This is a genomic window from Bacillus sp. 22-7 (assembly GCF_010628845.1).
Lineage (GTDB): Bacteria > Bacillota > Bacilli > Bacillales > Cytobacillaceae > Cytobacillus > Cytobacillus firmus_B.
The window spans coordinates 31,569-58,565 of the sequence record NZ_NJQY01000026.1; the positions used below are offsets into that span (position 1 = coordinate 31,569).

At 35.6% G+C, this 26,997-nt stretch carries 25 protein-coding genes; 8 read left to right on the forward strand and 17 right to left on the reverse strand.

Annotated elements, in window-relative coordinates; translation table 11 throughout:
- Positions 1 to 2 precede the first annotated feature (2 nt).
- The 9 genes from CE058_RS18185 to CE058_RS18225 are packed head-to-tail and all read right to left on the reverse strand — an operon-like array spanning position 3 to position 9,527.
- The gene (locus CE058_RS18185; RefSeq protein ID WP_163144580.1) at positions 3 to 1,466 is read right to left on the reverse strand and encodes a hypothetical protein; all 1,464 of its coding nucleotides are present in this window, start codon (positions 1,464 to 1,466) and stop codon (positions 3 to 5) included.
- A 27-nt stretch (positions 1,467 to 1,493) separates the two neighbouring features.
- Positions 1,494 to 2,954: a capsular polysaccharide export protein, LipB/KpsS family gene (locus CE058_RS18190; protein ID WP_163144582.1), complete on the reverse strand. Its 1,461-nt coding sequence runs from the start codon at positions 2,952 to 2,954 to the stop codon at positions 1,494 to 1,496.
- A 14-nt stretch (positions 2,955 to 2,968) separates the two neighbouring features.
- Positions 2,969 to 3,793, reverse strand: a complete 825-nt coding sequence (locus CE058_RS18195; protein ID WP_163144584.1) for an SDR family oxidoreductase — start codon at positions 3,791 to 3,793, stop codon at positions 2,969 to 2,971.
- A complete protein-coding gene (locus CE058_RS18200; RefSeq protein ID WP_163144586.1) occupies positions 3,783 to 4,694 on the reverse strand; it encodes a Gfo/Idh/MocA family oxidoreductase in 912 nt (303 codons plus the stop codon). The genes CE058_RS18195 and CE058_RS18200 overlap by 11 nt, the downstream gene beginning before the upstream one ends.
- Positions 4,691 to 5,491, reverse strand: a complete 801-nt coding sequence (locus tag CE058_RS18205) for an SDR family oxidoreductase (RefSeq protein ID WP_163144588.1) — start codon at positions 5,489 to 5,491, stop codon at positions 4,691 to 4,693. Before CE058_RS18205 ends, CE058_RS18200 begins: the two co-directional genes overlap by 4 nt.
- On the reverse strand, positions 5,484 to 6,197 hold the full coding sequence (locus CE058_RS18210) for an acylneuraminate cytidylyltransferase family protein (protein WP_163144590.1): 714 nt from the start codon (positions 6,195 to 6,197) through the stop codon (positions 5,484 to 5,486). The genes CE058_RS18205 and CE058_RS18210 overlap by 8 nt, the downstream gene beginning before the upstream one ends.
- A gap of 17 nt (positions 6,198 to 6,214) precedes the next feature.
- Positions 6,215 to 7,372 carry a UDP-N-acetylglucosamine 2-epimerase gene (gene neuC / locus CE058_RS18215; protein ID WP_163144592.1) on the reverse strand — a complete coding sequence of 386 codons (1,158 nt, stop codon included), beginning with the start codon at positions 7,370 to 7,372 and terminating at the stop codon, positions 6,215 to 6,217.
- A complete protein-coding gene (gene neuB / locus CE058_RS18220) occupies positions 7,365 to 8,411 on the reverse strand; it encodes an N-acetylneuraminate synthase (protein WP_163144594.1) in 1,047 nt (348 codons plus the stop codon). The genes neuC and neuB overlap by 8 nt, the downstream gene beginning before the upstream one ends.
- A gap of 3 nt (positions 8,412 to 8,414) precedes the next feature.
- Positions 8,415 to 9,527 (reverse strand): DegT/DnrJ/EryC1/StrS family aminotransferase, encoded by a 1,113-nt coding sequence (locus CE058_RS18225; protein WP_163144596.1) that lies wholly within the window; start codon positions 9,525 to 9,527, stop codon positions 8,415 to 8,417.
- 196 nt (positions 9,528 to 9,723) lie between these two features.
- On the opposite strand from CE058_RS18225, the gene CE058_RS18230 reads away from it, so the two are divergent.
- A complete protein-coding gene (locus tag CE058_RS18230) occupies positions 9,724 to 10,761 on the forward strand; it encodes an SDR family NAD(P)-dependent oxidoreductase (protein WP_286168068.1) in 1,038 nt (345 codons plus the stop codon).
- Positions 10,746 to 11,387, forward strand: coding sequence for an acetyltransferase (locus CE058_RS18235; RefSeq protein ID WP_163144597.1), 642 nt, complete (start codon positions 10,746 to 10,748; stop codon positions 11,385 to 11,387). Before CE058_RS18230 ends, CE058_RS18235 begins: the two co-directional genes overlap by 16 nt.
- A 248-nt stretch (positions 11,388 to 11,635) precedes the next feature.
- On the opposite strand, the gene CE058_RS18240 is transcribed toward CE058_RS18235, so the two are convergent.
- The 5 genes from CE058_RS18240 to CE058_RS18260 all read right to left on the reverse strand — a co-directional run bounded on the left by CE058_RS18240 (position 11,636) and on the right by CE058_RS18260 (position 15,946).
- Complete coding sequence (locus CE058_RS18240; RefSeq protein ID WP_163144599.1) at positions 11,636 to 12,094, reverse strand: dTDP-4-dehydrorhamnose 3,5-epimerase family protein; 459 nt, start codon at positions 12,092 to 12,094, stop codon at positions 11,636 to 11,638.
- Entirely contained in the window at positions 12,091 to 12,951 is an 861-nt protein-coding gene (rfbD, locus tag CE058_RS18245) for a dTDP-4-dehydrorhamnose reductase (protein WP_286168069.1), read from the reverse strand. Before rfbD ends, CE058_RS18240 begins: the two co-directional genes overlap by 4 nt.
- Entirely contained in the window at positions 12,938 to 13,897 is a 960-nt protein-coding gene (gene rfbB, locus CE058_RS18250) for a dTDP-glucose 4,6-dehydratase (protein WP_163144601.1), read from the reverse strand. The genes rfbD and rfbB overlap by 14 nt, the downstream gene beginning before the upstream one ends.
- A complete protein-coding gene (locus CE058_RS18255; protein WP_163144603.1) occupies positions 13,876 to 14,637 on the reverse strand; it encodes a sugar phosphate nucleotidyltransferase in 762 nt (253 codons plus the stop codon). Before CE058_RS18255 ends, rfbB begins: the two co-directional genes overlap by 22 nt.
- Before the next feature lie 91 nt (positions 14,638 to 14,728).
- Entirely contained in the window at positions 14,729 to 15,946 is a 1,218-nt protein-coding gene (locus CE058_RS18260) for a BMQ_0737 family morphogenetic spore coat protein (RefSeq protein ID WP_163144605.1), read from the reverse strand.
- 163 nt (positions 15,947 to 16,109) lie between these two features.
- Between CE058_RS18260 and CE058_RS18265 the strand changes: the two genes are divergently transcribed.
- From CE058_RS18265 to CE058_RS18275, 3 genes are all read left to right on the forward strand, one after another.
- A complete protein-coding gene (locus tag CE058_RS18265; protein ID WP_163144607.1) occupies positions 16,110 to 17,294 on the forward strand; it encodes a hypothetical protein in 1,185 nt (394 codons plus the stop codon).
- A gap of 95 nt (positions 17,295 to 17,389) precedes the next feature.
- Positions 17,390 to 18,334 (forward strand): coiled-coil domain-containing protein, encoded by a 945-nt coding sequence (locus CE058_RS18270; RefSeq protein WP_163144609.1) that lies wholly within the window; start codon positions 17,390 to 17,392, stop codon positions 18,332 to 18,334.
- Positions 18,335 to 18,378: 44 nt separating this feature from the next.
- Positions 18,379 to 19,071: a hypothetical protein gene (locus CE058_RS18275; RefSeq protein ID WP_286168071.1), complete on the forward strand. Its 693-nt coding sequence runs from the start codon at positions 18,379 to 18,381 to the stop codon at positions 19,069 to 19,071.
- A 199-nt stretch (positions 19,072 to 19,270) separates the two neighbouring features.
- On the opposite strand, the gene CE058_RS18280 is transcribed toward CE058_RS18275, so the two are convergent.
- The 3 genes from CE058_RS18280 to ltrA all read right to left on the reverse strand — a co-directional run bounded on the left by CE058_RS18280 (position 19,271) and on the right by ltrA (position 22,371).
- Entirely contained in the window at positions 19,271 to 19,636 is a 366-nt protein-coding gene (locus tag CE058_RS18280; protein WP_286168072.1) for a hypothetical protein, read from the reverse strand.
- A gap of 11 nt (positions 19,637 to 19,647) precedes the next feature.
- On the reverse strand, positions 19,648 to 20,835 hold the full coding sequence (locus tag CE058_RS18285) for a ParM/StbA family protein (protein ID WP_163144615.1): 1,188 nt from the start codon (positions 20,833 to 20,835) through the stop codon (positions 19,648 to 19,650).
- A 234-nt stretch (positions 20,836 to 21,069) separates the two neighbouring features.
- Complete coding sequence (gene ltrA, locus CE058_RS18290) at positions 21,070 to 22,371, reverse strand: group II intron reverse transcriptase/maturase (RefSeq protein WP_163144617.1); 1,302 nt, start codon at positions 22,369 to 22,371, stop codon at positions 21,070 to 21,072.
- 672 nt (positions 22,372 to 23,043) lie between these two features.
- Between ltrA and CE058_RS18295 the strand changes: the two genes are divergently transcribed.
- The 3 genes from CE058_RS18295 (at position 23,044) to CE058_RS18305 (ending at position 26,982) form a co-directional block, all read left to right on the forward strand.
- Positions 23,044 to 23,811, forward strand: coding sequence for a CsxC family protein (locus CE058_RS18295; RefSeq protein WP_163144619.1), 768 nt, complete (start codon positions 23,044 to 23,046; stop codon positions 23,809 to 23,811).
- Between the two features lie 166 nt (positions 23,812 to 23,977).
- Positions 23,978 to 24,808, forward strand: a complete 831-nt coding sequence (locus CE058_RS18300; RefSeq protein WP_457990163.1) for a CsxC family protein — start codon at positions 23,978 to 23,980, stop codon at positions 24,806 to 24,808.
- Positions 24,809 to 24,966: 158 nt separating this feature from the next.
- Positions 24,967 to 26,982, forward strand: a complete 2,016-nt coding sequence (locus CE058_RS18305; RefSeq protein WP_163144623.1) for a hypothetical protein — start codon at positions 24,967 to 24,969, stop codon at positions 26,980 to 26,982.
- Positions 26,983 to 26,997: the final 15 nt, after the last annotated feature.

The following is a 26,997-nucleotide window of genomic DNA, read 5'->3' on the forward strand; positions in this document are numbered from 1 at the left end:
ACCTATAGACCCTTCAAAATTATTTTTTTTATTTGGTTTTTTACTAGAACTGGCGACTGATCTACAGTTGAAATTGTCTCTGAGAGAAAAATATTTCCCTGTTTTATTAATTGATTTATATAATTTTTTTGTGTTAATAATTTCCTTACTATCTGAATGAAGTCTCTCTCATTATTTATCACTTCTCCAGCTTGAGCTTTTGCTAAGTGAGCATTGATTTGATTGTGACTTAGTGAATAATGATATGGAATATTCGGTTGAAGGATCAAAAGTGGTTTGTTAAAAAGCGCAGCTTCTATTCCGGTGTTTGAAGAAATTGTCATTAAACAGTCAATCTGAGCTAAGAAATCGTATAATGGATAATCTAGAGGTAAAATTTTTACATTCGCTTTCTTAACTAATAAAGGATACTCGTATTGATCAGTCCTATGTTTCTTTAATAAAATAGTTATAGGATAATTAGTCGGTATTGCTCTTATCCATTCTTCAATCTGATCATTGGTATAGAGAAAAGGTTGAGAAGTAAAACCCAAGATAAGATGATTGGCTGGTATATTAAGATTTTCATTGAAAGATTCTTTTGAACTGGAATGACTTTTCATTTCATAAAAAAATTTTAAATTTCCAGTTTCAATTATTTTGTCTGGTTTAATATTTCGTTTAATCAGCCAGTTTTTTTGATTTTTCCCCCAAACAAAATAGTAATCAGCTCTCGAAGGAATCATAGACCTATCACCAATTAGTACAATTGGCATATTCACATATGGAATTCGATACTTTTTTGAAAGAAGTCCAAGAATTGTTCCAAAAATGCTTGCTTCTACAGGATCAATAATAACAGCTGGTGCAGTTTTTAGAATTAATTGATCTAAAACATACACCCAGCCAATGATACTCATACAGGCTCTTGGAAACCATTGTTTAAATGATTTCTTACTAAAATAGTAGTGTTTAGGAGCATTTTTTAGGGCATATTCAACCCTTGTTTTTAAAATTTTTTTTTGCTGATTAATTACCTGCCTGTCCATGTTCCTAATTTCATCTTTAAATAAATAACTTTTAATATGCTTTGGAAGATCAGCATGAAATTCTTTTTGAATAGTTCCATATATAGTCACTTCATACTCTCTTAATTGATCTGCAGCAAAATTGTAATAATCATCTGCCAGAAGTATAGAGTTTTTATTTATATTTAATTCTTTTGTAGAAATGTTATCAAAAGTTAATAGCTTTTTGTTAATTTCACCCATAGATACAAACTTCTTCTCTTTACGAAGCTTACTAATCAACTTGGGATTTAGTCGGTTCTGATCAACAAATTGCTGAATATGCGATAAGAACTGTCCCCCTAAGCATTGGACTAACGGTAAGTCAAAAATTTCTAATGAGGAAAAGCAACAATAAAAATCATATAATAAAGAATATTTCAATAAATGGTAATCATTTACTTCTATTTCACCGTACATTAACTATTTCCTCCACTTCAGTTTGTTTTAATTATGTTTTTTTAAAATTTCTTCTATCGAACTTTTTACTATTACCGGCACATTAGTAATAGGTAATAAAGAATCATCAAGAAATTTTTTTGATTTTTCGGTTAATTCAGATGTATACTGCAGATCAAACGATATTCTTTGTACTGCTTGCCTAAGATCCTGGGCATTGTAAATGATTTCACCCGCATTATTCTTAGCTAAATAAGCATTGCTTTCAGAATGATTTAATTGATAATGATATGGGATTTTGGGTTGTAGAATAAGAAGAGGTTTACCTTTAATTGCTGCTTCAAATGCAGTAGTCGATGAAATGGTCATTAAATAATTTATATGAGTTAAAAAGTCATATAATGGAATATCATCAGAAAGTATTTTCACATTCTTTTTCTTATTTAAACGCGAATATCCATATTGATCATTTCTGTGCTTCTTTACTAATATGGTTACTGGCAAATTATCTGGTATAGCATTTATCCATTCTTCGATCTTATCATTGGTATCAGGAAATGGCTGTGATGTAAAACCAATGATCCAATGATCACTTGGAATATTAAGTTTTTTGATAAAATAAGCTTTTGAAATTCCCATTTTTTTACTTTCATAAAAGAAATAAATATTTCCAGTTTCAAAAATATTACTAGCTTTAATCTTTCGGTTTATCAACCAGTTTTTTTGATTTTTTCCCCACACAAAGTAGTAGTCGGCCCGTGAAGGAATTAGGTTTCGATCTCCAATTGTATAAATAGGCATGTTTATAAAGGGAATTTGATATTTTTTTGAGAGCAATCCAAGAATAGTCGCATAAACACTCGCTTCTGCAGGATCAATAATAACTGAAGGTCTCACTTTTAGTAGTAATTGATCTAAAATAAATAGCCAGTTAATGATGTTCATGCTGCTCTTTAATAACCATTCTTCAAATATCTTTGTCTTAAAATAATAATGATTGGGTAGTTTTTTGATTGTGTGTTCCATTTCTTCTTTTAGAATGGTTTTTTGTATGTTAACTACATTATTATTTATCTTTTTTAACTCCTCTCTAAAAAGGTATTCCTTATGTGGTTGTGATATACTATGAGACTCCTTATGACTAACTCCATACAAAGTGACTTCATATTCTGTTAATTGTTCTTTTGCGAATGGGTAATATACGTCTGAAAGTAATATAGCCCTATTATTTTTTTGAATTGTCACAGGAGTAATATTTTCAAAGGATATTAATTTCTCATTGATATCCCCCATAGTTTGAAACTTTTGCTCGTTCATTAGTTTCCTTAAAAGGTGCTGATTTAAACGGTTCCGATCGACAAATTGCTGTATATGTGTTAAAAATTGCCCTGCTAAACATTGTGCTATTGGTAATCCATAAATATCTATTGATGAAAAATAATAAAAAAAATCAAATAATAATGAATATTTTAATAAATGATAATTATTAATCTCTAACTCACCATACATTTCATTCATCCTTTTTACCAAATTGTTAATCCACCGTCTATTATGATATTTTGCCCAGTCATATAACTAGAAGCATCTGAAGCCATGAATATTACTGCTCCTACCATTTCCTTGACTAGACCCATCCTTCCAAGGGGGACTCTGTTTGAATAATTTTGAATAAACCTTTCGTTTTGTCCAGTTTGAATGCCGCCAGGGATTAGAGTATTTACTCGAATATTAAACTCAGCCAAATAAGTAGCCAGATATTTTGTTAATCCTATTACTCCTGCTTTTGAAGCGGAGTACACAGCTGGGGAATTAATTTCTCGATTTAGAAAATAGGAACCACTATAAATTCTATGGTCAGGTCCAACTACTCCGTATATTGAGGAGGTTTGAATAATAGATCCACCCTTTTTATTTTTTATCATCTCTTTACTTACATGTTTAGCCACTAAGAACATCCCATCTAAATTTACGGACATTATGTTCCTCCACTCATCGATTGAATAATCCTCAAATGGAGTATAAAAGGCATCAAGGTCTTTTGATTTTGAAGCTGCATTATTAAAGAGAATATCGATGTCTCCTAACAAAGAGATAACCTGTTCAATCATTTTTTTTACGTCTGTCTCACTCGAGACATCACATGATACACCAATAGCTTTAATACAAAATTTCTTTGAAATCTCTTCTGCAAAAATTTCTGTCTTTTTTAAATCGAGATCAATAATTGCTAAATTGGCACCTTGCTGTGCTAATGCTATCACGCATTCTTTTCCTAAATACCCCAGCCCTCCTGTAATAAGAACATTTTTCCCTTTTAAAGAAAATATATTGCTATAATCATAGCTCATCAATCTTCACCTGCCTTCTTTCAAGTTTTGAGATCTTTCCAGCAATCAACACCTTAATTATATTGATAGTAATTTCATCATCAATAGCTGGAATTTTTGTTTTTATAGAGTGAACAAAATGCCATAACATTCTTTTAAACATTGAAAAATTATCTTTGACTTCAAAACTGTTATAATAATTTTCATTAAATATTTCCATTAGAAAGATAGGCTTCATTTTACCAGTGCAATTGATCTGAACAACATTTGTATTCCTTAAATAAACTAGATACGATTCAAAAAGTCCTGGTTGATACTCTACTGCTGTTGGTTTAAAACTTGTTAAAGCAGAAAACCCTTCAATTAGATGAATGCCATATTTTTCCCAATCATTCACAATTGTTCCTCTAAAAAAATTCACTTGATTATGGTCCATACTCTTTTTGGCTAAGTTAATTTCATTTGAGAATCGAAAACTTGAAGAACTCATTAATTTTCCTGCTTTAATATATGGTGTAAAATAGGAAAGCTCGCCCATATTTAAAGTTAAAGGTTTATCTATAAATACAGGAATATCTTTCTCTAGAAAGAGTTTCGCTATTGGAAGATGGGATTGGTAATCATCCCTTGCAATAATAACACCATCAACTTCTGGGACCATGTCCTCTAATTTTTTTACGGGGTTTTCTATTTTACAAGCTTTAGATAGTCTGTTTGTTAATACCTCATTTTGAGTCCAGCAGTGAGTGACTTTTCCATCAAGTACTCCATAATCCGCCAAATCTCTGACCTTTAAGTAATTGTATATGATATCCCACTCAGACTTTTTCATATTTTCATCGTCATATCCATTAATAATAGCTGAAAAAGAAAAAGGGTGACCATTACCAGGACTTAACCCCACAATTCCGAGTTTTGTCACCAAATAGCCCACCCTCCATCCACACAAATGTTTTGTCCAGTAATATAGCTTGAAGCTTCTGTACAGAGTAAGGCCGTTGCTCCTTTGATTTCATGTGATTTCCCTATTCTGTTTAAAGGATTCTTATCTGCTAGCTGATTCATAAATTGCTGATTTTTCTGTGTATCTGAATGAGGAAATGGACCTGGACTTAAGCAATTTACACGAATTTGATATGGAGAAAGAAAGCTCGCTAAATATTTTGTCATTTGTATAACACCTGCTTTAGCTGCTCCATAACTCGGCGGGTTAGTAAATTTTATACCATCATATATCCGATAGTCTGGTGCTATATATCCATACATAGATGTTATGTTTAAAATAACTCCTTTTGATTTTTTTAATAAAGGTAATGCTGCTTTTACACATTTAAAGACAGATGTTAAACTCATATCGATGTCATATTGCCAATCTTCTTCTGAAATACTTTCAAAAGAGTTTTTATTACCAGACCAAGCATTATTAACTAAAATATCTAACTGTCCAAAGCTCGATTCGATATTTTGAAAGGCTTTTTCTATACTATCTGAATTAGTTACATCCACTTCTATAGCAAAAAACTGGTTTTTTATATTCATTTTTCCCTCTAAAAACTTGCATTTCTCTTCACATTTTGAAAAGTTTCTGCTCCCAATAATCACTTTTGCCCCTAACTCGGCAAGTGTTTCTGAAATTGATGTTCCTAGATAACCTGCTCCTCCTGTTACAAAAGCCACTTTACCCTCAAGAGAAAATAAGTTCTTAAGACTATTATCCATTGTTCATTCTCCTTTCTATAAGAATCTCAGCTAACCAAAAGTCGATTTCTTCATCTATATCTACTGCTCTTTCTTTTGGAATTATTACTCCTCCTGTATTTTCATCCAGAAAAATTTCACTTTCTTCCCTAATTGTATTTGTAAAAAAGGCATAGACTGCACCATTAAGTTGATAGGCCGTCGGTAATTTTTGACGAGGCAAGAAAGGATTTGCTTCTTCGATAAATGTTTTCGGAGTTTCCCCATCTAATGTCCAGGCTCTCATTGGATTTAATTCAGCTCTTGAAAAAGTTGCTACAGACTTATACCCTTGCTTATTTGTGATTAAAAGATCTAAACATTTATAGATATCCTCTTTGGACCGAAGCGGAGAAGTAGGTTCCAAGTAGATCATTACATCATAGGCTTCATCCTTTTCTTTTAAAGTTTTAATGGAATGCTTTACTGCGTCTATTGGCAGAGAGTAGTCTCCTGATAACTCTTCCGGCCTATTAATGACTTCTGCGCCAAAATACTGAGCCACAATAGAAATATTTAAATCATCTGTAGATACAACCACCTTATCAATTTCAGGTATTTCTTTTACTAAATCTAGAGTCCAACCGATAAGCGGTTTATTACAAAGTAATTTTATATTTTTGTATGGTATCGACTTACTTCCACCCCTTGCTGGTACCAAAGCTATTATTTTTTTGTTTTTATACATTTTAACCACTCCATTTTTTATTTGTAGGGGTTTTTATTTATTAACTTCCATTTATCTATTGGTTCTTTTAAAACTTGTCTAACATGCGATTCAGGGTAACTTAATACATCATATGGATTTGAGGTTACGTTCTTTTTTGCTTGCAAAACTTTGCTTATAGTTTGGATAATTTTATTTTGATCATATGGAGCCTTTTCTACATTACTTCCCTTTTCTCTTCCTTGTTGGCGATTGCCTATTAAGACAAATGGAAGGCCAAAAAAAGGAGCTTCTATAATCCCGCTACTGGAGTTACCGATTAATACGTTAGCCTGGCTTAATAAAAACAAATAATCATGTTGAGGTATGGAATAATAAAAAGAAGTAACATCCTTATTAGAATCGCAAAATTCTATTATTCTTTGATTAAATAACTGTCCTCCGGCATCACTGTTAGCTCCTATGAAAATTAATTGTTCATGTCTAAATGATTGTAAAGAGTTTAATAAAATCTCTACTTGTTTTTCAACTGAGACTGAATCCCGAGTATCAGGGTGAAATGCGATTAAGAGTAGGTTTTTATTTGATTGGATATTATAATGGCTCCTAAGAAAGGCATTTTCCTCGGGATGCTTATTCTTAACCTCTTCAATCTCAGTTTTTCTTAGACTTCCTATAACATGTATCCTCCAAGCTTCTTCCCCCATATTAAGTAATGTTTGAGATGATTTTTCAGAAGAAACAAAATGAAGGTGTGCTAATTTTGTAATAGCATGCCGAATAGAATCATCCGCAGATCCGCTAATTTCTCCACCATGAAAATGAACAATAGGAATGTTTAAATAATGGGCTGCAATTGAAGCTGCAAGCATTTCACCTCTATCCCCTAAAACAAACAGATAATCAGGATAATTTAATTTTAATATATCTGAAAAATACAATATTCCTAATCCTAACGACTGAGACATGGAGATATTATTATCTCCTTTTACTAATATTGATGGAGAGGCTTTAATGTGTAATTGATCCTCGTTAATTTGTTGAATGGTGTTACCATACTCATTAAGCAGATGCATACCAGTTACTATCATAGAAAGGCCGAATTCAGAGTCTTTATCAATATTCAGCAAAAGGGAGCGGTAGATTCCGTAGTCTGCCCTAGTCCCTGTCAAGCAAATAATATTTTTCTTAGTCATCTAAATCACTCCATAAAAGAGGTTCATATTTCTTTTTAGGGAGTCTCAAAACTTTCCCAATCACTTTTTCAAATTCATTAGCCTCTACTCCAGATAATGGGCGTAGAGCAACAATATGTTTTTCCGTAATAACGGTGCCAGCAGGAGCATTTTCCTTCAAATAAAGGCTCCTTCTTACTAATGGCCTAAGCATTTTTTCATCTTCTGTTAACATCTTTCGATTTGTTCCCAGTGATATTTCCGTAAGCCTTACTGATCGAACCATTTCTTTAAATTCCGCAATATCAGCGGAAGCATAGTGGTCCGGGCCAGGCAATGACTTGTCAAGAGTAATATGCTTTTCAATAACCTTTGCTCCTAAAGCAGCGGCAGCAATTGGAACGTGTGTTCCTATTGAGTGATCAGAATAGCCAATCAAATAAGGATATCTGTGTAAATAATCACTAATAACTTTTAAATTTATTTGTGAGTGTGGCGCTGGATAACTTGAGGTGCAATGAAGGATGCAAATTTGTTGATTCTTATTCAATGACATTAAATAATTGATAGTTTGGTCAATTTCAGAAAGCAAGGACATACCTGTAGAAAGAATAATCGGTTTACCTGTATTAACGATTCGTTTTAATAGAGGAAAATTTGTAAGGTCACCACTTCCTACTTTAAATACATACACCCCTAGCTGTTCTAAAAAATCAACACTTTTATTATCAAATGGGGTAGCTAAGAATAAAATTTTATTATTATCACAGTATTTTTTTAACTCGATAAATTCGTCCTGAGATAGCTCCAATTTTTTCAGCATTTCATGCTGATTCTTTTCTTTTGTTTTTTTTTGATAATCGGCTAATTCTGCTTGTTCGGTTGTAAGATCCTCAGTATGAAACATTTGAAACTTTACGGCATCTGCACCTGCACTCACTGCCTCATCTACTAGTTTCTTTGCTAATTGAATAGATCCATTGTGATTTACTCCAATTTCAGCAATAATAAATGTTCTGCCGTTACGATCAACCACTATATCATTTAATCGAATTTTCATTGTCTATCCCTCATTTATAATTTCTGAAAGACTAGTGATGATATACCTTTGTTCCTCTTGGCTTAATTTATTAAAAAACGGAAGTGCTAAAGAATGATTAGCTAATCGTTCGCTCTTAGGGAAATCTCCCACTTTGGTTTGATAAAGTTCTTTATAAAAGGATTGTAAATGAATGGAGGGAAAATAAGGTTTTGTATGAATGCCTCGTTCTAGAAGTTTTTTCATCACATTATCACGACTAATGTTTTCAGGAATCATTACTGGGTAAACAAACCAACTAATCGTAGCCTTATGATGATTTTTCAAATAAGTTACAGGGACACAATGTTCATCGATGAGCTTATTGTAATGTTTTGCAACCTTTTCCCTTTTTGATAATATTTCCGAAAGTCTTTCCATTTGAGCTATCCCTATTGCAGCATGAATATCCGACAGTCTATAATTGTATCCCAGCCTTTCATGCACTAACCATTCATTGCTTAGGTTTCTTCCTTGATTCCGAAGGCTAGCAGCAATTTTGTATATCTCCTGATTATTAGTTACTAACATTCCCCCTTCACCCGTAGTTATTTGCTTATTAGGATAGAAAGCAAATACACTTACATCCCCAAATGTTCCTGCCTGTCTTCCATGCCAAGTAGCCCCAAGTGCTTCACAGGCATCTTCAATTATCTTTAAATTATGCTTCTTGGCTACTGCTTCTATTTTATCCATATTGCATGGGTGACCGAATATGTGTACGACCAAAATAGCTTTCGTCCTATCCGTAATAGCACGTTCTATTAAATTTTCATCCATAACAGGCGCATCAGGGTGTACATCTACGAAAACAGGTGTTACCCCTTCATACAGCAAACAATTACTAGAAGCCACAAAACTGTACGGGGATGTAATGACTTCATCCCCTTTTTTTAGCCCTAACGCCTTTACAGCAACATGTAATGCACTTGTTCCACTGTTCATTCCTACTGCATACTGAACTTCTAATAATTCTTTAAATTTCTCTTCAAACTCCCTAACTTTATCCCCTAAACTTAATTTCTCTGAAACAAGTACATCAATTACATATTTCATCTCTAAATTAGTTAGGTCTGGTTTAGATAATGGGATATTCATAATCAATCTCCTTTAAAAATTCGTCTTTCACATTATATGAGAATAAAAGTTTTCCGATTGCATCAAGAGCCTATTAAAGAGAAATTTATATATATTTCTAATAAAATGTATGAATTCACTAACTCCCTTTCCAAAAACCAACATAATATACTAAAGACGAACTGTGTTTCTACATTTATCTATAGGAGGTCTTAGTATGAATAACCATTCTTCAATGACCAATTTTGAACTAATTAATCATTACAAAAATAAGGTCATTCTTGTAACAGGAGGCACCGGTTCCATTGGTAGTCAAATAGTAGGAGAATTAGTTAAGTATTCCCCTGGAAAAATTATTATCTTGAGTAAAGACGATAGTAAGCAATACCTGATGAAACAGAGATTCAAAGAGAATAAAGATATATTTTATTTACTTGGTGATATTCGTGATTATCAAAGAGTTGAATATGTATCCAGAGATGTTGACTATATATTTCATGCAGCTGCATTAAAACAAGTGCCTACTTGTGAAGAAAACCCTGATGAAGCGATAAAAACCAATCTATTAGGTAGTCTAAATATTATTGAAGCGTCAATTAAGAATAATGTTAAAAAAGTTATTAATATCAGTACAGATAAAGCGGTTAATCCGACTAACACAATGGGAGCAACAAAGCTTTTAGCAGAAAAACTTTTTAAACAGGCAAATATGAAATTAAATAATACTTCCACAAAGTTCTCTTCTGTTCGCTTTGGTAACGTATTAGGTTCTCGAGGATCTGTCATACCGCTTTTATTAGATCAGCTATTAAAAGGTAAACCATTAACGATTACAGACCTTAATATGACACGTTTTTTTATGTCAATACAAGACGCCGCTGAACTTACATTAAAAGCAGGAGTTTATGCGGAAGGTGGAGAGACATATATCCTTAAAATGAAAGCATTGAGACTTTCAGACTTAGTTGATGGCTTAAAAAAATTTTCAGAACAAAGGCAATTGACAGCACCTGATGTCCAAATCATTGGAAGAAGACAAGGAGAAAAATTATACGAAGAATTAGCAACTGAATCTGAACTAAAAGAAATCTATGAATCTGAAGATTTGTTAGTAATTTCATCCAAGTGTCCTAATACTACTATTTTCAATAAAATCAGCTTATCTGATTATCGATCTGATAAAGTGAGTATGATTAGCCAAGAGGAGATTCTACAGATACTTAAAGGACTGGAAAAAAAATGCACTGGGGAATAATTGGATCTGGCGGTCATGGAAAAGTAGTTCTCGAAGCAATAAAATCACTTTATCCAGATTTTCAAGTAACATTTTTCTCTAAGGTTTTACCTGAACACTCTTTTTTTCATCCTTATAGAACGATGGTTGATCATGAAGATATAATAAAGCTATCCGAACATTCTATTGATTCTTGGCATGTAGCAATTGGTGATATAATTACACGGGAGAAAAAGATACATCAGTTAAAAAAACAAAAACTTCTTACTCCCCCCATTTTTCACAATCATTCAATTGTAAGTCCTACAGCTTCTGTTAATGAAGGTACATTAATAAATGCAGGGGCTATAATTAACGCTTCTGCATTCATTGGCAGAGGGTGTATTATAAATACTTCAGCAAGTATTGATCATGATTGTATAATTAAGGATTTTGTAAATATTGGACCAGGTTGTCATTTAGCTGGACATGTTATTGTTGGGGAAAAATCTGACTTAGGAATTGGTGTTTCGGCAGTACCAAGTGTAAAAATTGGGAAAGGCTGCATTATAGGGGCAGGGTCTATTGTTGTAGAGGATATACCTGATTTTAGTTTAGCATACGGCGTTCCTGCTAAAGTAATAAAGAATATAGAGAAAAGAAATTAAGATTCTTCAGTTCAAAATAAATTAGGTTGTATGTATATAACCTAATAAGTATATTTTCTGGACAAATTTTATTATCACGATATTTATTTACATTAAAGTGAGAAAATAAATAGAGGTTATTCTTACAAAAAAACACTGCCAGTAAATTTGGCAGCAGACAAATGGAATATATTTATTTTCCCAAACTAATAATGCAGCTTTTGTTTTCACATTGACTGCTTTACTCATGCTAAACTCTCATTGATTATTTATCGATTTTGTAATTCCCAATCAAAGCCTATACTTGGAGAATTCCATGAAATCCGTTTCTCATCAGGAATTACAGCATTATATGATTCTGTTGTAAAATAAATAATTACTGCAGGCTTTTCCCCTAATACTCTATAACCGTGCGCTACTCCTTTTGGAATCAGAAGTAAAATCGGGTTTTCTTCTCCCATATAATAAACGTCTGTTTCTCCTTTAGTTGATGAATTTACCCGTAAATCATATAAAACCACCTGAGCATTTCCCGAAGGAAAGAACCAAAGATCATCTTGCTTCTCGTGATAATGAAAAGCCTTAATCACACCAGGATAGGTCATGGACCATGAAGCCTGACCAAATTTAGTTAGGAGTTCTTGTTCATCGTCACGTACAAGCTCTGCAAAAAATCCGCGATCATCACAATGCTTAATTATTTTTTTTACTTTAACACCATTTATCAACGAAAATTCTCCTTCCGAATATAATCCTTTAATGCTTCTTTCCAATGCCTTAGAGGGTTTATTCCTTCTCTTATTAGTGAGTTATGGCCAAGTACAGAAAACTTTGGTCTTTGGGCTATTGCTCCGAAATTTTCAGATGAAATAGGTTTTATTTTATTATGATCAAAATTTTTTTCGATAAAAATAGCTTTTGCAAAATCATACCAGGAACAATATCCACTGTTGGTGACATGGTATATTCCATTTTTTTTATCAAGTAAACGTATGATAGTTTCTGCCAGATCGTTAACATAAGTTGGAGAACCTATTTGATCATTAACAACCCGAATTTCTTTATCTCGATAAGCAAGATTTATCAGTGTATTGACAAAGTTCTTCCCTCCATGGCCATAAAGCCAGGAAGTACGAATAACTGTACCATTACATAGATTTATGGTTAATTGCTCCCCCAGCCACTTGCTCATTCCATATATGGATTGGGGATTAGGAATTACGTTTTCTTGGTATTCTGCTTTACTATTTCCGTCAAAAACATAATCTGTACTAATATAAATAAGCCTTGCACCTACTTTACTAGATGCATTAGCAACATATCCTGTACCCAGCCCATTTATATTAAATGCCTTCATAATTTGTGTTTCACATTGATCAACAGCCGTATAAGCTGCTGTATGAATGATTACATTGGGATTGATCAAACTTACTATGTTATCAACTTCATCCTTTCTCGTAATATCAAGCTGGGATTTTCCTAAGCCATAAACTTGATAGCGGCCGCTTAATTGTCTTACAAGCTCTCTGCCTAACTGCCCTTCTCCGCCAGTAATAATAATTTTCATTCTTTCACTTTCTTCCATTAGCTTTGCTGCAATACCAATCCAATGTTCTAATTAACCCATCTTCAAAAGTAACTTCTGGTTTCCAGCCTAAATCCTTAAGTATTTTTGTTGAATCTATTGAATATCGTCTGTCATGTCCTTTTCTATCAGGGACCTTTATTACCTGAGCCTGCTCTTTTCCTAGTTTATTTAAGATCATTTCTATTACTTCTATGTTAGTTTTTTCCTCTGACCCTCCAATATTATATACCTCTCCTGGCTTTCCACTTTCGAGGACCATGCGTATTGCCCTGCAATGATCTTCAACATATAGCCAATCCCGAATGTTTTGACCGTCACCATAAAGAGGAATCTTTTCATGCTTTAGGAATTTTGTTATTACCTTTGGGATTAGTTTTTCTTTATGCTGCATTGGTCCGTAATTGTTGCTGCATCTGGTAATATTAAGATTCAGCTGATGTGTTTTAAAATATGACCTTACCAACATGTCTGCCGCAGCTTTGCTTGCTGCATAAGGATTGTTTGGTGCTAGTGAGGTTTTTTCGGTGAACGGGGCTTCATTCGGTTTTAGTGAACCATACACTTCGTCAGTAGAGATTTGAACCATTTTGTCTGCCTTTCCAGCCAGAACCGCTTCTAACAAGTTTAATGTACCAGTAATATTTGAATGAATAAAAGGGTACGGATCATCTATACTGCGGTCTACATGTGACTCGGCTGCAAAGTTAATGATTGCATAATATTTATGTGAAATAGATAAATTCAGTTTTTCTTTATCTCCTATATCACATTTAATAAAATGATACCGTTCTGAGTCTTCAAACTCTTTCACATTTGCTGGGTTAGCGGCATAGGTTAATGCATCTAAATTCGTTATTTCATAGTTTGTATTTCTTAATATATATTCAATAAAATGGGCACCTATAAACCCAGCTCCTCCTGTTACCAGCAGTTTCTTTCCCAATGTTTACCCTCCTCTAACTCTTTGCTGTATATCAGCTGGTTTGTCTTAAATAACGATTCATGGGTTCCTGCATCAATCCACCAGCCGTTAAAAATATCGTATTCAAGAAGATTGTTCTTGATATATAAATTATTTACATCAGTTATTTCAAGCTCATTTCGAGACGAGGGATTTATTTGTTCAATATAATTAAAGACCAGTTGATCATACATATATACTCCTGTTACACATAATTCTGTTGGAGGGTCTTTTGGCTTTTCAATAATAGAAAGAATCTTATTATTTTTATTAGGATCGATTTCTGCAATCCCATATCGGCTCGGGTCATTAACCTCCTTTAAAATGACTCTTGCTCCAACTTCTTGTTGTTCAAAACAACTTATAAAAGGGGTTAATGTGTCTTCAAATATATTATCTCCTAATATCACAATGAATTTTTCCTTATTAGTAAACTTTCTCGATAAATATATTGCATCTGCTATACCCCTGCCTTCTGCATGTTGGATTTGATATTCTAGATTAACACCTAGACCTTCTCCAGTTCCTAGCAGGGTTACAAAAGAACATAAGTCGCCTTTATTAGTGACTATTAAAATATCTCTAATACCAGAATTCTTTAATTTAATGATTGACCAGTAAATCATTGGATACCTACCTACTGGAAGTAAGTGTTTATTTATTACATGTGTAAAAGGTTGTAGTCGTGAGCCCTGACCAGCAGCAAGAATTATCCCTTTCATTAATTCCTCCCCCAAAATATTTATAGTGATTCAACATATAGAGAAAAAAGAAGGGTCTCCCCTTCTTCTATAAATCTAATAATCTTTTAAATTAATCACCAGTAATGTCAGGGAAAGTAATACAATCTTGTGTTTCTAACTCATCATCCGGTACAAAACCTGCAATTGGAACGAAGGTGATTAAATCTGTTACACCTGTGATATCACTTAGAACTATAGTGTAAAAGTCATCTCCACTTCCTGGAGTTTCAACTAATGTTAAAGTAAATTGGACTGTTCGATTAATAGTGCCTGGATCCGCAAAGCTTACTGTCCCTGTGCCTTCCACAGTCAAAAGCGTAATCGAGCCAGCAACCTCAGTACATTCTGGTAAGCCAATTTCATCTGCTCTAAAAACAAAGCTTTGGTCTACAGTACCAGTTGTTAGTAGAGTATCCTCTACAATCCATTCAATTGTACTTCCAGCCAAAGTACAGTTGTCACAAATATCAGCGTTTAGTTCAGTAGTGTATTCACCAGCAAGTAAATCATCAGCAAAAATTGCGGGGTTAAATACAAGATCTACCGGTCCATCAAGAGCCTCAGTATCCACAAACGCCTGACAGTCACAGTTGTCACGAGGGAAGAAGTCACATTGTGCAGGCCACTCGAATTCCGGACATACGCCGTTAGTAGGAAGTTCAATATCATTTGGACGCGGGTAGCAGAATTTAGCTAGGACTTCTAATTTTACGTCTGCTTCTACTTGAATTTCGAAACAGATGTCCAGCATTACTTGAAGTCCAAGGTCTGGGTCTCCAGTTTCGATGAAGTTAGTGTCACAGTCTAGTGAAATTAAACGGCAGAACACATTATCAGCTGTAAACGGTTCTGGAGCACAGACAACTAGACGGCGGGATTCACTGATAGTCGGACGGAATTGGCAGATGATAGCGCCTGTGCTATCAAAAATGGTAATGAGTGGTCTGATAGTGAAGATGACTTTTACAATTGCTACTTCTACTAATCTGCCACCAAGAGTAATTTCACGTCTTTCGATTCTGGAAGATACTGTGCACAATGCGTTTCCACCGGTATCTGGAGGAGTCAGCGGGAAGAATCCTCCTACATCCGGAACCTCACATGTTACATCCAGCGGTGTTCTTCCTTCAGCAACCGCTGCAGCGACTGCAGCTGCGCAATCATCCGGCAAGGTTATTCCTGTGTCTGTAGAGATAGCATCAAAAACCCAGTCATATACCTTGGATACCCGAATACATTCTTCTTGAACGTTATTAGGAGTCAATTGGGATCCTCTAATAGGTTTCAAGCAAATCATCCTTTCTAATAGGTTGTGTTTTCACTTCATAGTATGGATATATTTAGAATTGTGTTCTAATCAAATAGCCTGTTTTTGTTGATTCTCACGAATTCGGTCTCTTCTTCATATATATAGGTGTTACAAATGCAATTGATAAAAGGAGACTGTACACATGACCTATTCCGTTTTTATTGATGGTGAACTTTTAGGCAGAGCTCTCTATCAGTCAGCAGTTAGCCTAGCATTATTTTGTGAGCAGCAGGGATTTGAAGCAGTTATTGATCAAACCAAAGAAATCATTAAAATTGAAACCGGAAGAAAGCAGCACCCTATCTCAATTTCATCTCGTTCAAAGAACCAGCCGAGCAAGGAAGCTGTTCTAAAATTGAATGATATCCTTAAAGCTGAGGGTTTGGATCTTTTGAATGAACCAAGTATCACAATATTTTTGGATAGCATTGACCAGCAGTATTCTGATCAGCAATTGATCATTGAACATAATGTTCTTCTTGATGAAAGGCTAAAAAATCTTCTAATTATAGAGTTCAATAAAGCAAAAATGCCTTTTGTTTTAAATGAAAAGAAAAATTTAGCTGCTGATGGGAAACAGCAATTAGCCATCAGATCTCAATTTAAGGATAATGATCGGCTAATATTAAGCATATCTCGTGCGTTTATCAGATACTGCAGCGTTAAACCAACTGCAACTAATTCAGCAATAGTGCCAATGCCACTTATAAAGTCCTGGATAAGCTCCTTGTTAGATCAAGCATCACTGCCTAAAACACAAGAAAAAAAAGCAGCACCACAGGTTCCTGAAAAAATCATGAAACCCGAAAAGAATAAAAATATCTCAGCAGTCAACAGTCAAGACCTACGATTAAAGAAAGCAAATGCTGAAGTTTTCCTAAATTACACAATGCTCATTCCAAGACCGGATGATGAACAAAAAGAGTATATGGTGAACGGTTCAATCATAATGAAAAACACTGGGGATCTCGAATTAAAAAATCCTGTCATTTGTATAAAAGTACCCGCTGAACCTGGGGTCTCTTTACAGGGTCAGATTCTGCCACCTAAACTTGTTGCAGGTCTCGCCATGAAGGGCAGTGACGGAGAAAAAGGCTGGAAATATGTATATGATGACTGGAGAGAAAGGGTGAAAACCAAAGGAGAATACTGGATTACTTCCATTCAGGATTTAACCATTCCACCCGGAGGTTCTGAGGTATTTAACGGATTAAAGGTCCTTATAAGAGAGCCTAAAAATTCTTCGGTCGGTATCCATGCATTTGTATATTTTAATGAAGGGCAACAACAATACGCTTCCAACAACACCATTTCACTTTCATTTTAAGCCTGTGTAATACAGGCTTTTTATTTTGCACAATCTGATCATCAGCACATAGGATAATACCAAATGCTCTAATTGTAAGGTCAGGAGGGCACATCATGTTGAATGCACCTTTCATAAAAGAAAATGGGAAACATGACAATAGAATTCTTCAGCAAAAGGTTATTTACCTTACTGCTGAAATCTCAAAATATAAAAATAAGATTAAGGATTACCAGGAAAATTATCATTACAGTCAATTTGAAACCTTGAAAAATGAAAACCAATATTTAAAGGAACAAATACAAAAAAAACATCAGAATGAATTAGATATTAAAGAAGAACTTAATTCTGCAATCGCCCACTATAAAAAGAACCTGAAAGAACTTTCTTCTAAAGAAGCAGATTACCTTGTTAAGATTGAAACACTAGATGAACAGATCCGGAAAAGTGAGAAGCTCATTTTAACCCTGCAGGAACATAACACCTCTATACGCCAGGAAATTGAAGAGTTCCAAAAAAATAGACTCTACCTGCATAAACAACTTTCAGAAAAAGATTCTCAACTTAATAAGTTGAAGAATGAGAATGAACAACTCCAATCAAACAATAATGAATTTAAAGACTTAATTGTTAGCTTGAGAGATGATCTGAACAATTACTCAAATCAATTAGCGACAATTGAAGAAGATGATCAGCTTATTATAGACGACCTGCAATATAACCTATCCAGACAAAAAGAAGAAAATGACCAGCTTCTTCTTGATATCCTGGAATACCGTACTTTAATTAGTGAATATGAAGATAAAATAATGAAAAATGAAACATATATAGAAGAATTAAAAATAAAAGAAGATACAAACCTTCACCTTCAACAGCAAAATGAGCAGCTGCAAGAATTAAACAGGGCTTTATATGGAGAAAAGGTGCTGATGGAGCAAGTACAAAAAGAAATAATTGCTCAATTACTATTAATTAGAGATGAGATCAAGGAATATCCCAACTCCCCTTTTAGTTCGGATGTTATATCTAACTGTAAACTTGGCGGCAATGCTAAAAAATAGGTTAAGTGCAGAAAAGTTAGTAAATATCAGAAAGGAGAATGAACATGCTCCGCAACCATACTCCCAATATGGATAGCCAGATACAGCAGAAAATCACTGACCTAAAATCAGAATTAGCCAAATATCAAACCATCCTCAGCCCCTCTTTTAAAAGAAAAGACTCAACAGAAGGCGAAAATAACATAAAGCAAATTAATGAATTGATCAATAAAAATGATGCTTTGAGAAAGAAATTAGCTTTACTGTCTGAAGAAAATAAAAAACAAAGGTCATATTTGCATAATTTACAGAAGTCAGTTTATGAGCTTCATCATAAAGATTTAACAGATGAACTTTTTATTAAAGAAGATAAAGAGTTGCTTTACAAATTAGAAAGACGAATTTATGAGCTTGAATTAGCGTTTTGGGAAATGCTTTGTAGAATTGAAAATTTGGAAATGGAAAATGGAAGGTTGATTCAAGTTCCCAAAAATGAAAATTCATCTCAATTATTCCATAAAACAGCTTGCGGTGACCCTAGCAATGAGATGATTGTATTAAAGGAAAAAAAGAGGTTTGAACAATTAGTTAGTATAGAAACAAACACAGTAACAGCCTTAAGCAATCCAAGGATTCATAAAAAATCATATAATGAAGCTGACATTATTAATTCACACAATTTAGAGTATGAAAAAGTTTTAAAACAATTGGAAAGCAAAATCTTATCACTAGAAAATAAAATAAATCAGCAAGAATAATAAACACGCCTTCGAAAGGAGTCGTGTTTATTTTCTGATTATTAAAGTGGATACCTCAATACTCATATCTTTTGTAAGCTGCTTCTCTCAGTTTGTTTTAGAATGCTTATATTGGGGTAATCAGAAGCGCAGCAAAAGCCAAAAGCGCAAAAAAGATGCACCATTCTGGCATGGTGCACATTTTTTGCATTCTTAGCAGTTAGCCTCCAAAAGCCTCCAGCACATCCTTCACTTCTTTTATATCAACCTCATCTGGAATAGCCTCATGAAGGAGCTTCTCCTCTTTAAATGCAGGAGTCTGGACAGGAACATAGCCTGATTGCATCATTTTCTTAATTTCATGAATTTCTGAAAGTATAATATCACTGTTCATATTTTTTGGATGAAGATAGCTGTTCAAAGCTGATAGAACTAAATGGATCAGCGTATTATTATTGGAATGATAGTCGACTTGTTCCTGTATTTTCTTTGAAACTTTTACAGATGCTCCAGTTTTGACATCAATGAACTGATCAGGGATGGTTAATGCGGTCTTATTAACATAGTCGGTATAGGTTCTGAACATTTCCATCATCCTTAACCTTTGGTTGTCATAATGTGATTACTTCCTTGATCTCTTTTAAGTTGATTCATTTTTGCCAGAATCATAAGACCAAGGACATTTAATTTCTCCATATTTTCAGGAAACATCAATTCAATTGGCCTTCCTCTATCCGACCATTTCGCTGCAGCTTCCTGAATTTGCTTTTGGGCAAGTTTGGCTGCTCCACCAACAGCAATATAACGGACAGCTCCTTTAATCTCTGATGAACTGCTCCTCACCCGATCAAAATGCTCCAGGTATTTAATTGCCATTGCCTTCAGCTGCGGCAAAATGTATTTGCTGATATCCTTTCTGACCCCTGCGAAAGGCTCGACATACCACCCTGAGGGTCCTTCTGCCAATTTCTCCTCCAGTTCGGCACGGGAGTCAAATCGGTACATTTCCTTTTTACTCACCCTTTGAATGATGTGATCAAGAAACTGATTAATACCGAAAGGCTCCCCCTCTACAGATGCGACAGGCTTATTATTTTTAATACCGACAAAGTCGACTGAGTCTCCTCCAAGGTCGCCAATGATGATTCCTTTTTGAGATTCTTTAACAAGCTCTTCATCCTTGATCCCCAAGGTTTCCTGATCTCTGGTCAGCCCCAGATAGGCACACGCACCTTCAGCTCCGACAATGACATCATTGATTATGACTTTAACGGTTAACTCTTTTGGCTCAGAAAGTCCGGGAACTTTATGAAAGACAATCGTATGTGTTCCAGCTAATTTGTCTTTTAGGCGGGTTTTTCTTTCTTTATACTGTGTTGTGGGAAGAGAAACAGCTAATTGATCAATAGAATACGTGATTTCTGTTTCTTCCGGATGTTGAAGAACTGCATGATAGCCTGCAAGGCCGAACAGCAGCAAATAGGTTCTGTCTTCATCAGCTTTCTGGTTATTGAATGCAGTCAGGCTTACGTCCCGCTGTTTAGCCGCTCCTTTGCCGATATAGAATATTTCCCTTCGATCCACAACGGCCTGGCTCTTTACCTCCACAATTAAATTATCTTCAAACACTAAATCATCGTCGTCGTATGGCTTTTCGTAAAATTCTTCATCAAAAAGAGCAATAGCATTTGGAATTTGATATTCCGAAAGAATACCATTTTCAGAAGCTAATGCCTTATACCAGCTGTTTCCGATATCTACAGCAAGAAAATTGTGTCTATTCATTTCTCCTCACTCCTCCTTTTGAATCTTATGCGTGATAGAAGTCCAATTGTGCCCGTACATATTTAAATTTTATCTCAGCCTTTCAGACTATCAGCGGAGAGTAGAGTAAGAAACTGATTTCGAAGGGATTGCTTACGCTATCTCTTTTACTTTCAGTTCCTCCTCATCAAACCGTACGTGAGGTTTTCCCTCATACGGCTTTCCGACGTTCTTCTTTCTTTGGCTTTACGGTATCTAACGAGCCAATTTCACCAAAATATGTTCAACTTCTTTACTTACGTCCTTTAGATTCCCATGTTTCTTACGATTGTTCCTCTTCTTGTTATAAAACAAAGCGAGGCGTTCTAATACATACCAATCAATTCGATTGAGCCATTTCTTTCCTAGGGGTGATATTTGGTAATAGTTCTTGAAACCTTGAAGTTTCTTATTCAGCCCTTTCACTAATTCACCGATATCCAAGTAAAGCTTATTTCTTGGCTCAGTATAGGCTTTTATCTTTGCCCGCATTTTCTTCATTGCGTTTTTCTTTGGTATATGGGACATTACATGTACCGTGCTTCCCCCTTTTAATCTCTTTGGAAACTTTCGATTATGAAAACCAAGAAAGTCAAATCCGTCTATATCATTCCACAGATTAACTAATCTTGATTTATCTCGATTAATAGAAAGGTCTAGTTTTCCCATTATTGATTGAATGACTTGAATACTTTCCAGTGCCTGTTGTTTGGTTTTACTCATGATGACGAAGTCATCTGCGTAACGTATTAATTCTCCTAGGTGATTGAACTTCTTTTGCCATAAACTATCCATTGTGTTCAGATAGATATTTGCTAGTAACGGAGAAATTACACCGCCTTGCGGAGTTCCAGTTATTGGATTTCTTATCTTTCCTTCTTCCATAATGCCCGACTCTAGCCATTTCCGAATTAATTTCAAGACCCGTCGGTCACTAATTCGTTGCTCCAGCATTTTCATCAATTTTGCTTGATTGATGTTGTCAAAATACCCTTGGATATCGACGTCTACTACCCAAAAGCAGTTTCTGCTTGCTTTTCTTATTTTGGCTATTGCTTGGTGAGCGTTACGTTCTGGACGAAAGCCAAACGAACAGTCATGAAAATCAGCTTCAAAAATTGGTTCAATTACCATTTTCATTGCCATTTGTGCCACTCGGTCTTTAATGGTTGGTATTCCTAATGGACGTTTCTTTCCATCATCCTTCGGAATATAGGTTCTTAGGACTGGACTTGGGTGATAGGTTTTCTCCTTCAACTCTAAATAGAGTTCGTTCATAAACTTCTTTTCACCGTAATCCATAACGATTTGTTCAATCGACTGTCCGTCGACACCTCCACTTCCTTTCTTACGTTTCACACGTTGCCATGCCTCCCATAGAATATCAGGACGATAAATTTTGTCATATACTGCGTGAAATCTACGAGTTGGACTCTCCTTGGCACAAAGATATAACGTCTTCCAGAGTTCTTGAGCTTTTGCATTGTTGGTGTAGTTAGCCATTTTCTTGGCATTCACTGACTCTTACCTCCTTCTGACATATGAACGAAGTAGGGTATTGGCTTACGCCGTCCTTCCCTAGACAATGTTTTGTTGTCATTGTCATCATCGGTACTATGACCCCCTCCGACTCCCTCTCATCCATCTACCACTTCGTTTTCACTTATAGGTTTCTGCTTTACTTCCGTAAGGAAGTGACGAGGAGGGTATCCCCAGTTCCATTAATTACTTTCCTAACATGTCGTTCCCCTTATCCCGAGAGATTCTTCGGTGCTGCTATTCCAAGCGCTTCACACCTTCCATGGTCTTCGCCCACTTTCTCAAGGCTCGACTTCTCCTTAGCCACCAAAGGTGGATGCTTTTGACGAGACGGCAGGATTCACTTAATGTTACAACCTGTTAGTTTGCTCGCACTCCCCAAGAGAGTTACTTTGTCACAGGGCTTCAACCTTAGAATTTCTTCACCAGTTGCCTGTCAGCTACTGAGCGTCTTGGTACTTACTCAGATTGGACTTTCACCAATTAGCAATTAACGGCTTGCTGGGCACGCAAAAAGCAAAACCCAGCTGAGTTCAGCTGAGCTGAATCCACCATTGTAACATCCGCAGAAATTTCCATGTTTGTCCAATGCATTCAACTGCTGAAATGCATAATATATCTTGAAGTAATTATTAATAAGGAGGAACAACATTGAAAAAAGATAATAAATGTGTAGATATTAACGTGTCTGCAAACGTTGGAGAGTGTAACTACTCACCGGGAGCGGCGCCTATTGCTCCTGCAGGTGAAGCTATTATTAAAGTACCTGTAGAACTTGCTGTTTTAAATGTCAGGACAAACCTGGCTGCCAAAATCACTTTCCCAGAGCCGGTATTAGAAATCAAAGATATTAAGAAAAGAGTTCAAATCGTCCAATGTAAACTTCTTCTTCCTGGGATTGCGGCAGGCCTCGATCCATTTGTGGAAGACTCTTACCACCTTTTCATAAAAGGGTATGTCCGCAAGAATATTCAATACGCATCTCCTTGCTATAATTCAGGAGTATGTGTGAACTCTGAAATACGTTCATTGACTACTGATGTACCTTTTGAATGTGTAGTGGAAATTGCAGCAGCTGATTTTGACAGAACACCACAGCTTCCTTTCCTGAACTCGCGTGCAGAATTTGATTTCTTCAGACAGCAGGATTTGGGACGAGGATATCCGGAAAAAGATCATTTCTTATCCAGCGACCTTTCCCAATTCCACCAGAATAGCAGCCAGTTCTACAATGAGATGCCATTTTGCGAACTGATTTCAAGCAATATCACAGAATGGGACGAGGCTCTTGACAGAAAGCCGTTCGACCATCACGCCAATTGGGGTGAAGGAACATTTGAAAGTATCTCCGAAAAAATGTTCCTTCAATTTACAGTAAAAGTTCTTCAAAAACAGCAAGTTCGAGTGGCAGCTCTATAATAAAATGAAAGGCAGGACCTATTCTCATGGGAATAGGTCCTGCTTTTTTATGCGGATTTACCATATAAGCATAATATTCACAAATCACTAAAATGACATTCACCTACACTAATCTTGCCTATTTTTGCTTTTAAGACTCTGACATTTATTAGGTATATGCCCAAACATAGTCGTTTATCATGCATATGATGTGATTATCATGATTTCAGGAGGAGCCCATATGTCAGAAGAACATAAAGATCGAGATCAAGCAGAATGCCAGATTTCAGCTCAAAGCTGTGAGTGTGAGAGCACCTTCCATCATCCGCATGTAAGCATTGGAAAGATTACTGCGAAGGTTCCAGTAGTTTTGGCAGAACTTTCACTCAAAGTTCATGTGAATGCCTTGATTACTTTTCCCGAACCAGTCCTTGAAATTAAGGACATTAAAAAAGCTGTAAAATTAACACAATGCAGGCTTTTATTGCCGACTGACCAATTATTTGTTAAAGGGTTTATCCGCAAGAATATTCAATACGCCAGTCCTTGTCCTGACATCGAGATGCATACCGATAAAAGCATTGCTTCAGATATTCACTCCTATACAGTTGATGTTCCTTTTCAATGTGTGACTGAAATTAAAAAATTCCTTACTTGCCCGGTCATGCCGGAAACCAACCATCGCCACGAATTTGATTTTCTTGTATCAAAACCTATGCCTCGCGGATATCCTGAAAAAGATGAATTGCAGTCGAGTGATCTTTCCCAATTTCATCAAAAAAGCGTACAGCACTATAACGAATTGCCGTTTTGCGAACTGATTTCCAGCAGAATAATAGAATGGGATGAAGCAATTGACCACCGTCCGCTGCCTCAGCGCTCACCGATTGGGGAAGGCGTCTTCACAAAAGTGGAAGAAAAAATGGTTTTGGACCTGGCCATAAAAGTCCTGCAAAAACAGCAGATTCGTGTATCATCAACTACAAATGATCACGAAGATTGCTTTGACTGCGAATAGACATCCTATTTGAAGCAAAAAAGGATTTAAATGGTGTTGTCGTCATAACCTTCAGTTTTAAGTATTTGAAAAGAATTACTATTTAATAGACAAAGCTTTTAAGATTTAACGTAAGGAGGGGACCGGAGAGGATGCTCTAGAATGGCAGCACCTTCCTAATGCATATGAGTGATATGAGAAGTGCCTATAATCGGATTTACCGTACCGATCAAGACTCAGATAATCCAATGGAACAGCAGCAATTATTCTTTAATTCGGGAAATGAAAAAAGCCCAAAACCAGCAGAACCGAATATAAAAATACAAACAGAAGAAAATCATAAAGAAACTGCAAGGCCTATTTCCAGGAAAAAAACTAAATCCTTTCCGCTAATTTTACCGCCTCCAGCAGTGGATGCGCATCAATTAATCAAAACGAGTGTTCAAACTGAAAAAGCAGCTGATCAGGAAATTTCTGAGGAGAATGTTGAGCCTGCTAAACACAATTCCCTTACATCCAAGTCAAATACAATCGTTTTGCCAAAACACCTGAAAGAGATGCTGACGCCCTTTTCTCCTATGCTGAGCTGGTCCCCTTCATTACCCAGCAAATATTCTAACAATAGGATCTTGTTAAGCAAAAGTAAATCCAGTAAAAAAGAAGATAAACACTTTTTACCTGCCAACACTATTCCAGCTGACCACCCATCAAGGGAATTGGTTCAAGTCGATAAAGAAATGGAACCATCTTTAAATAATGAGGATGTTATTAATGCAAAAACGTTTGAAGAAGAACTGGATCTGACAAATGAATTTATACGCTTGCTTGATAACCGCGATATGGAAGATGCATTCAAGACCATCCATGCAGAAGGATACCAAAGTGATAATTCAATTGTAAACGAAGCAGAAGTATTCATTGAAAAAGATAGGGCGGAAGATTGCAGCCCTGCCGTGAATTTATTAGCGGAAGAATTTGCATGCATGCTGGAGGAGTCTCCTTCTTCAGATGATGATTCTGTTAATAATCTCTATCGTCAGGACGAAGTTTTTGCACTGCTATTAGATTCCTCTTATAACCAAAGTGAATCTTCCTCCCATCAACATGCCAGATCTGATAGTGTAAATTCCGAAGCTGAGTCATCCGAATCAGATGAACCACTTTCATTTGAGGAGTCATCATGTGATAAACCCATGAAGGAATGGCATTCAAACTTATGTGAAGAATCATCCAGTTATGAAGGAGAATTCTCCCGTCTTTTGAAAGAAGCTTGCAGCTTGCTAGATATGCAGATAAAGGACACTATCCCCCTACAGGAGAAACTTTTGGCAATGATGGAAGAGTCAACAGACAGCAATCATTTATTCTTTGAAGTATCAGATGATGAGAATTTCTTAGGCAGTGAAGATGAAAGCTCCGAATCTGCAGATGATGAAGTGAAATATGATAAAGTATCTTCATTGCTTGAACACTTTTCGGCAATGCTTCAGGATGTTATTTTGAATGATGCACCCCATGAAAAAATAGAAGAGCCTTCCTCTCTAACAGCCGAAATTGAGAGTAAGCCCGAATCCATAACGGAAGAAACGCTTAGTGATGAACTGTTAGAGCATCTTTTGGAGGAGTCCTCTTCCAGCAGCTGTATTTTGGTCAATGAACAGCAAACACAATGTTATAAAGATTCCCTAACCAATGGACCATTAGTAAAACTGCCTGTTTTAGTAGGCAAGACTGATATGGAGATTCATATCTTTGATTGTTTTCCAATATACTGGCAGGATATGCAGATAACTAAAGTGGAATGGCAAGTGGACTCACTAAGCTGTAAGGCTCTTTTTCCATCACCTGCCGTATTTGTTAAGGGAGTGCTCATAGCTGACACGATGTTTATGGCTAATAAGCAGGTGAAAAACGTCAGAATTCCAATCTCAATAGAAAAATCGGTTGAACTTGAATGGGTTTGTCCGCCTGATTTGCCTCACTTATCATGTAAAAATGAGTTTATGTTCCTAAATCAAAATGCCCTGGATCAACATTTTGAATACTATCAGCAATTTTCGGAGGAAATCACCTGCAAACTTAATTCGATCCATGTTCTCTGGCATAGCAGCGTAATGGAGAATGAAGGTTTGGAAATTCAGGGGAAAGCAATTTTATCCCTTGATTTTCTGCAGGAGCAATATGTACAGATTTAAAGGAGGGTAGCATCA

Coding starts and splice junctions, on each gene's coding strand:
- neuB (WP_163144594.1), bottom strand. CDS start 8,411: ATGAAAATTCGATTAAATGATATAGTGGTTGATCGTAACGGCAGAACA.
- CE058_RS18235 (WP_163144597.1), top strand. CDS start 10,746: ATGCACTGGGGAATAATTGGATCTGGCGGTCATGGAAAAGTAGTTCTC.
- rfbD (WP_286168069.1), bottom strand. CDS start 12,951: ATGGAAGAAAGTGAAAGAATGAAAATTATTATTACTGGCGGAGAAGGG.
- CE058_RS18205 (WP_163144588.1), bottom strand. CDS start 5,491: ATGGATAATAGTCTTAAGAACTTATTTTCTCTTGAGGGTAAAGTGGCT.
- CE058_RS18265 (WP_163144607.1), top strand. CDS start 16,110: ATGACCTATTCCGTTTTTATTGATGGTGAACTTTTAGGCAGAGCTCTC.
- CE058_RS18285 (WP_163144615.1), bottom strand. CDS start 20,835: ATGAATAGACACAATTTTCTTGCTGTAGATATCGGAAACAGCTGGTAT.
- CE058_RS18270 (WP_163144609.1), top strand. CDS start 17,390: ATGTTGAATGCACCTTTCATAAAAGAAAATGGGAAACATGACAATAGA.
- CE058_RS18280 (WP_286168072.1), bottom strand. CDS start 19,636: ATGTTCAGAACCTATACCGACTATGTTAATAAGACCGCATTAACCATC.
- CE058_RS18275 (WP_286168071.1), top strand. CDS start 18,379: ATGCTCCGCAACCATACTCCCAATATGGATAGCCAGATACAGCAGAAA.
- CE058_RS18195 (WP_163144584.1), bottom strand. CDS start 3,793: ATGAGCTATGATTATAGCAATATATTTTCTTTAAAAGGGAAAAATGTT.
- CE058_RS18305 (WP_163144623.1), top strand. CDS start 24,967: ATGCATATGAGTGATATGAGAAGTGCCTATAATCGGATTTACCGTACC.
- CE058_RS18225 (WP_163144596.1), bottom strand. CDS start 9,527: ATGAATATCCCATTATCTAAACCAGACCTAACTAATTTAGAGATGAAA.
- neuC (WP_163144592.1), bottom strand. CDS start 7,372: ATGACTAAGAAAAATATTATTTGCTTGACAGGGACTAGGGCAGACTAC.
- CE058_RS18185 (WP_163144580.1), bottom strand. CDS start 1,466: ATGTACGGTGAAATAGAAGTAAATGATTACCATTTATTGAAATATTCT.
- CE058_RS18190 (WP_163144582.1), bottom strand. CDS start 2,954: ATGTATGGTGAGTTAGAGATTAATAATTATCATTTATTAAAATATTCA.
- CE058_RS18255 (WP_163144603.1), bottom strand. CDS start 14,637: ATGAAAGGGATAATTCTTGCTGCTGGTCAGGGCTCACGACTACAACCT.
- CE058_RS18230 (WP_286168068.1), top strand. CDS start 9,724: ATGAATAACCATTCTTCAATGACCAATTTTGAACTAATTAATCATTAC.
- CE058_RS18210 (WP_163144590.1), bottom strand. CDS start 6,197: ATGTATAAAAACAAAAAAATAATAGCTTTGGTACCAGCAAGGGGTGGA.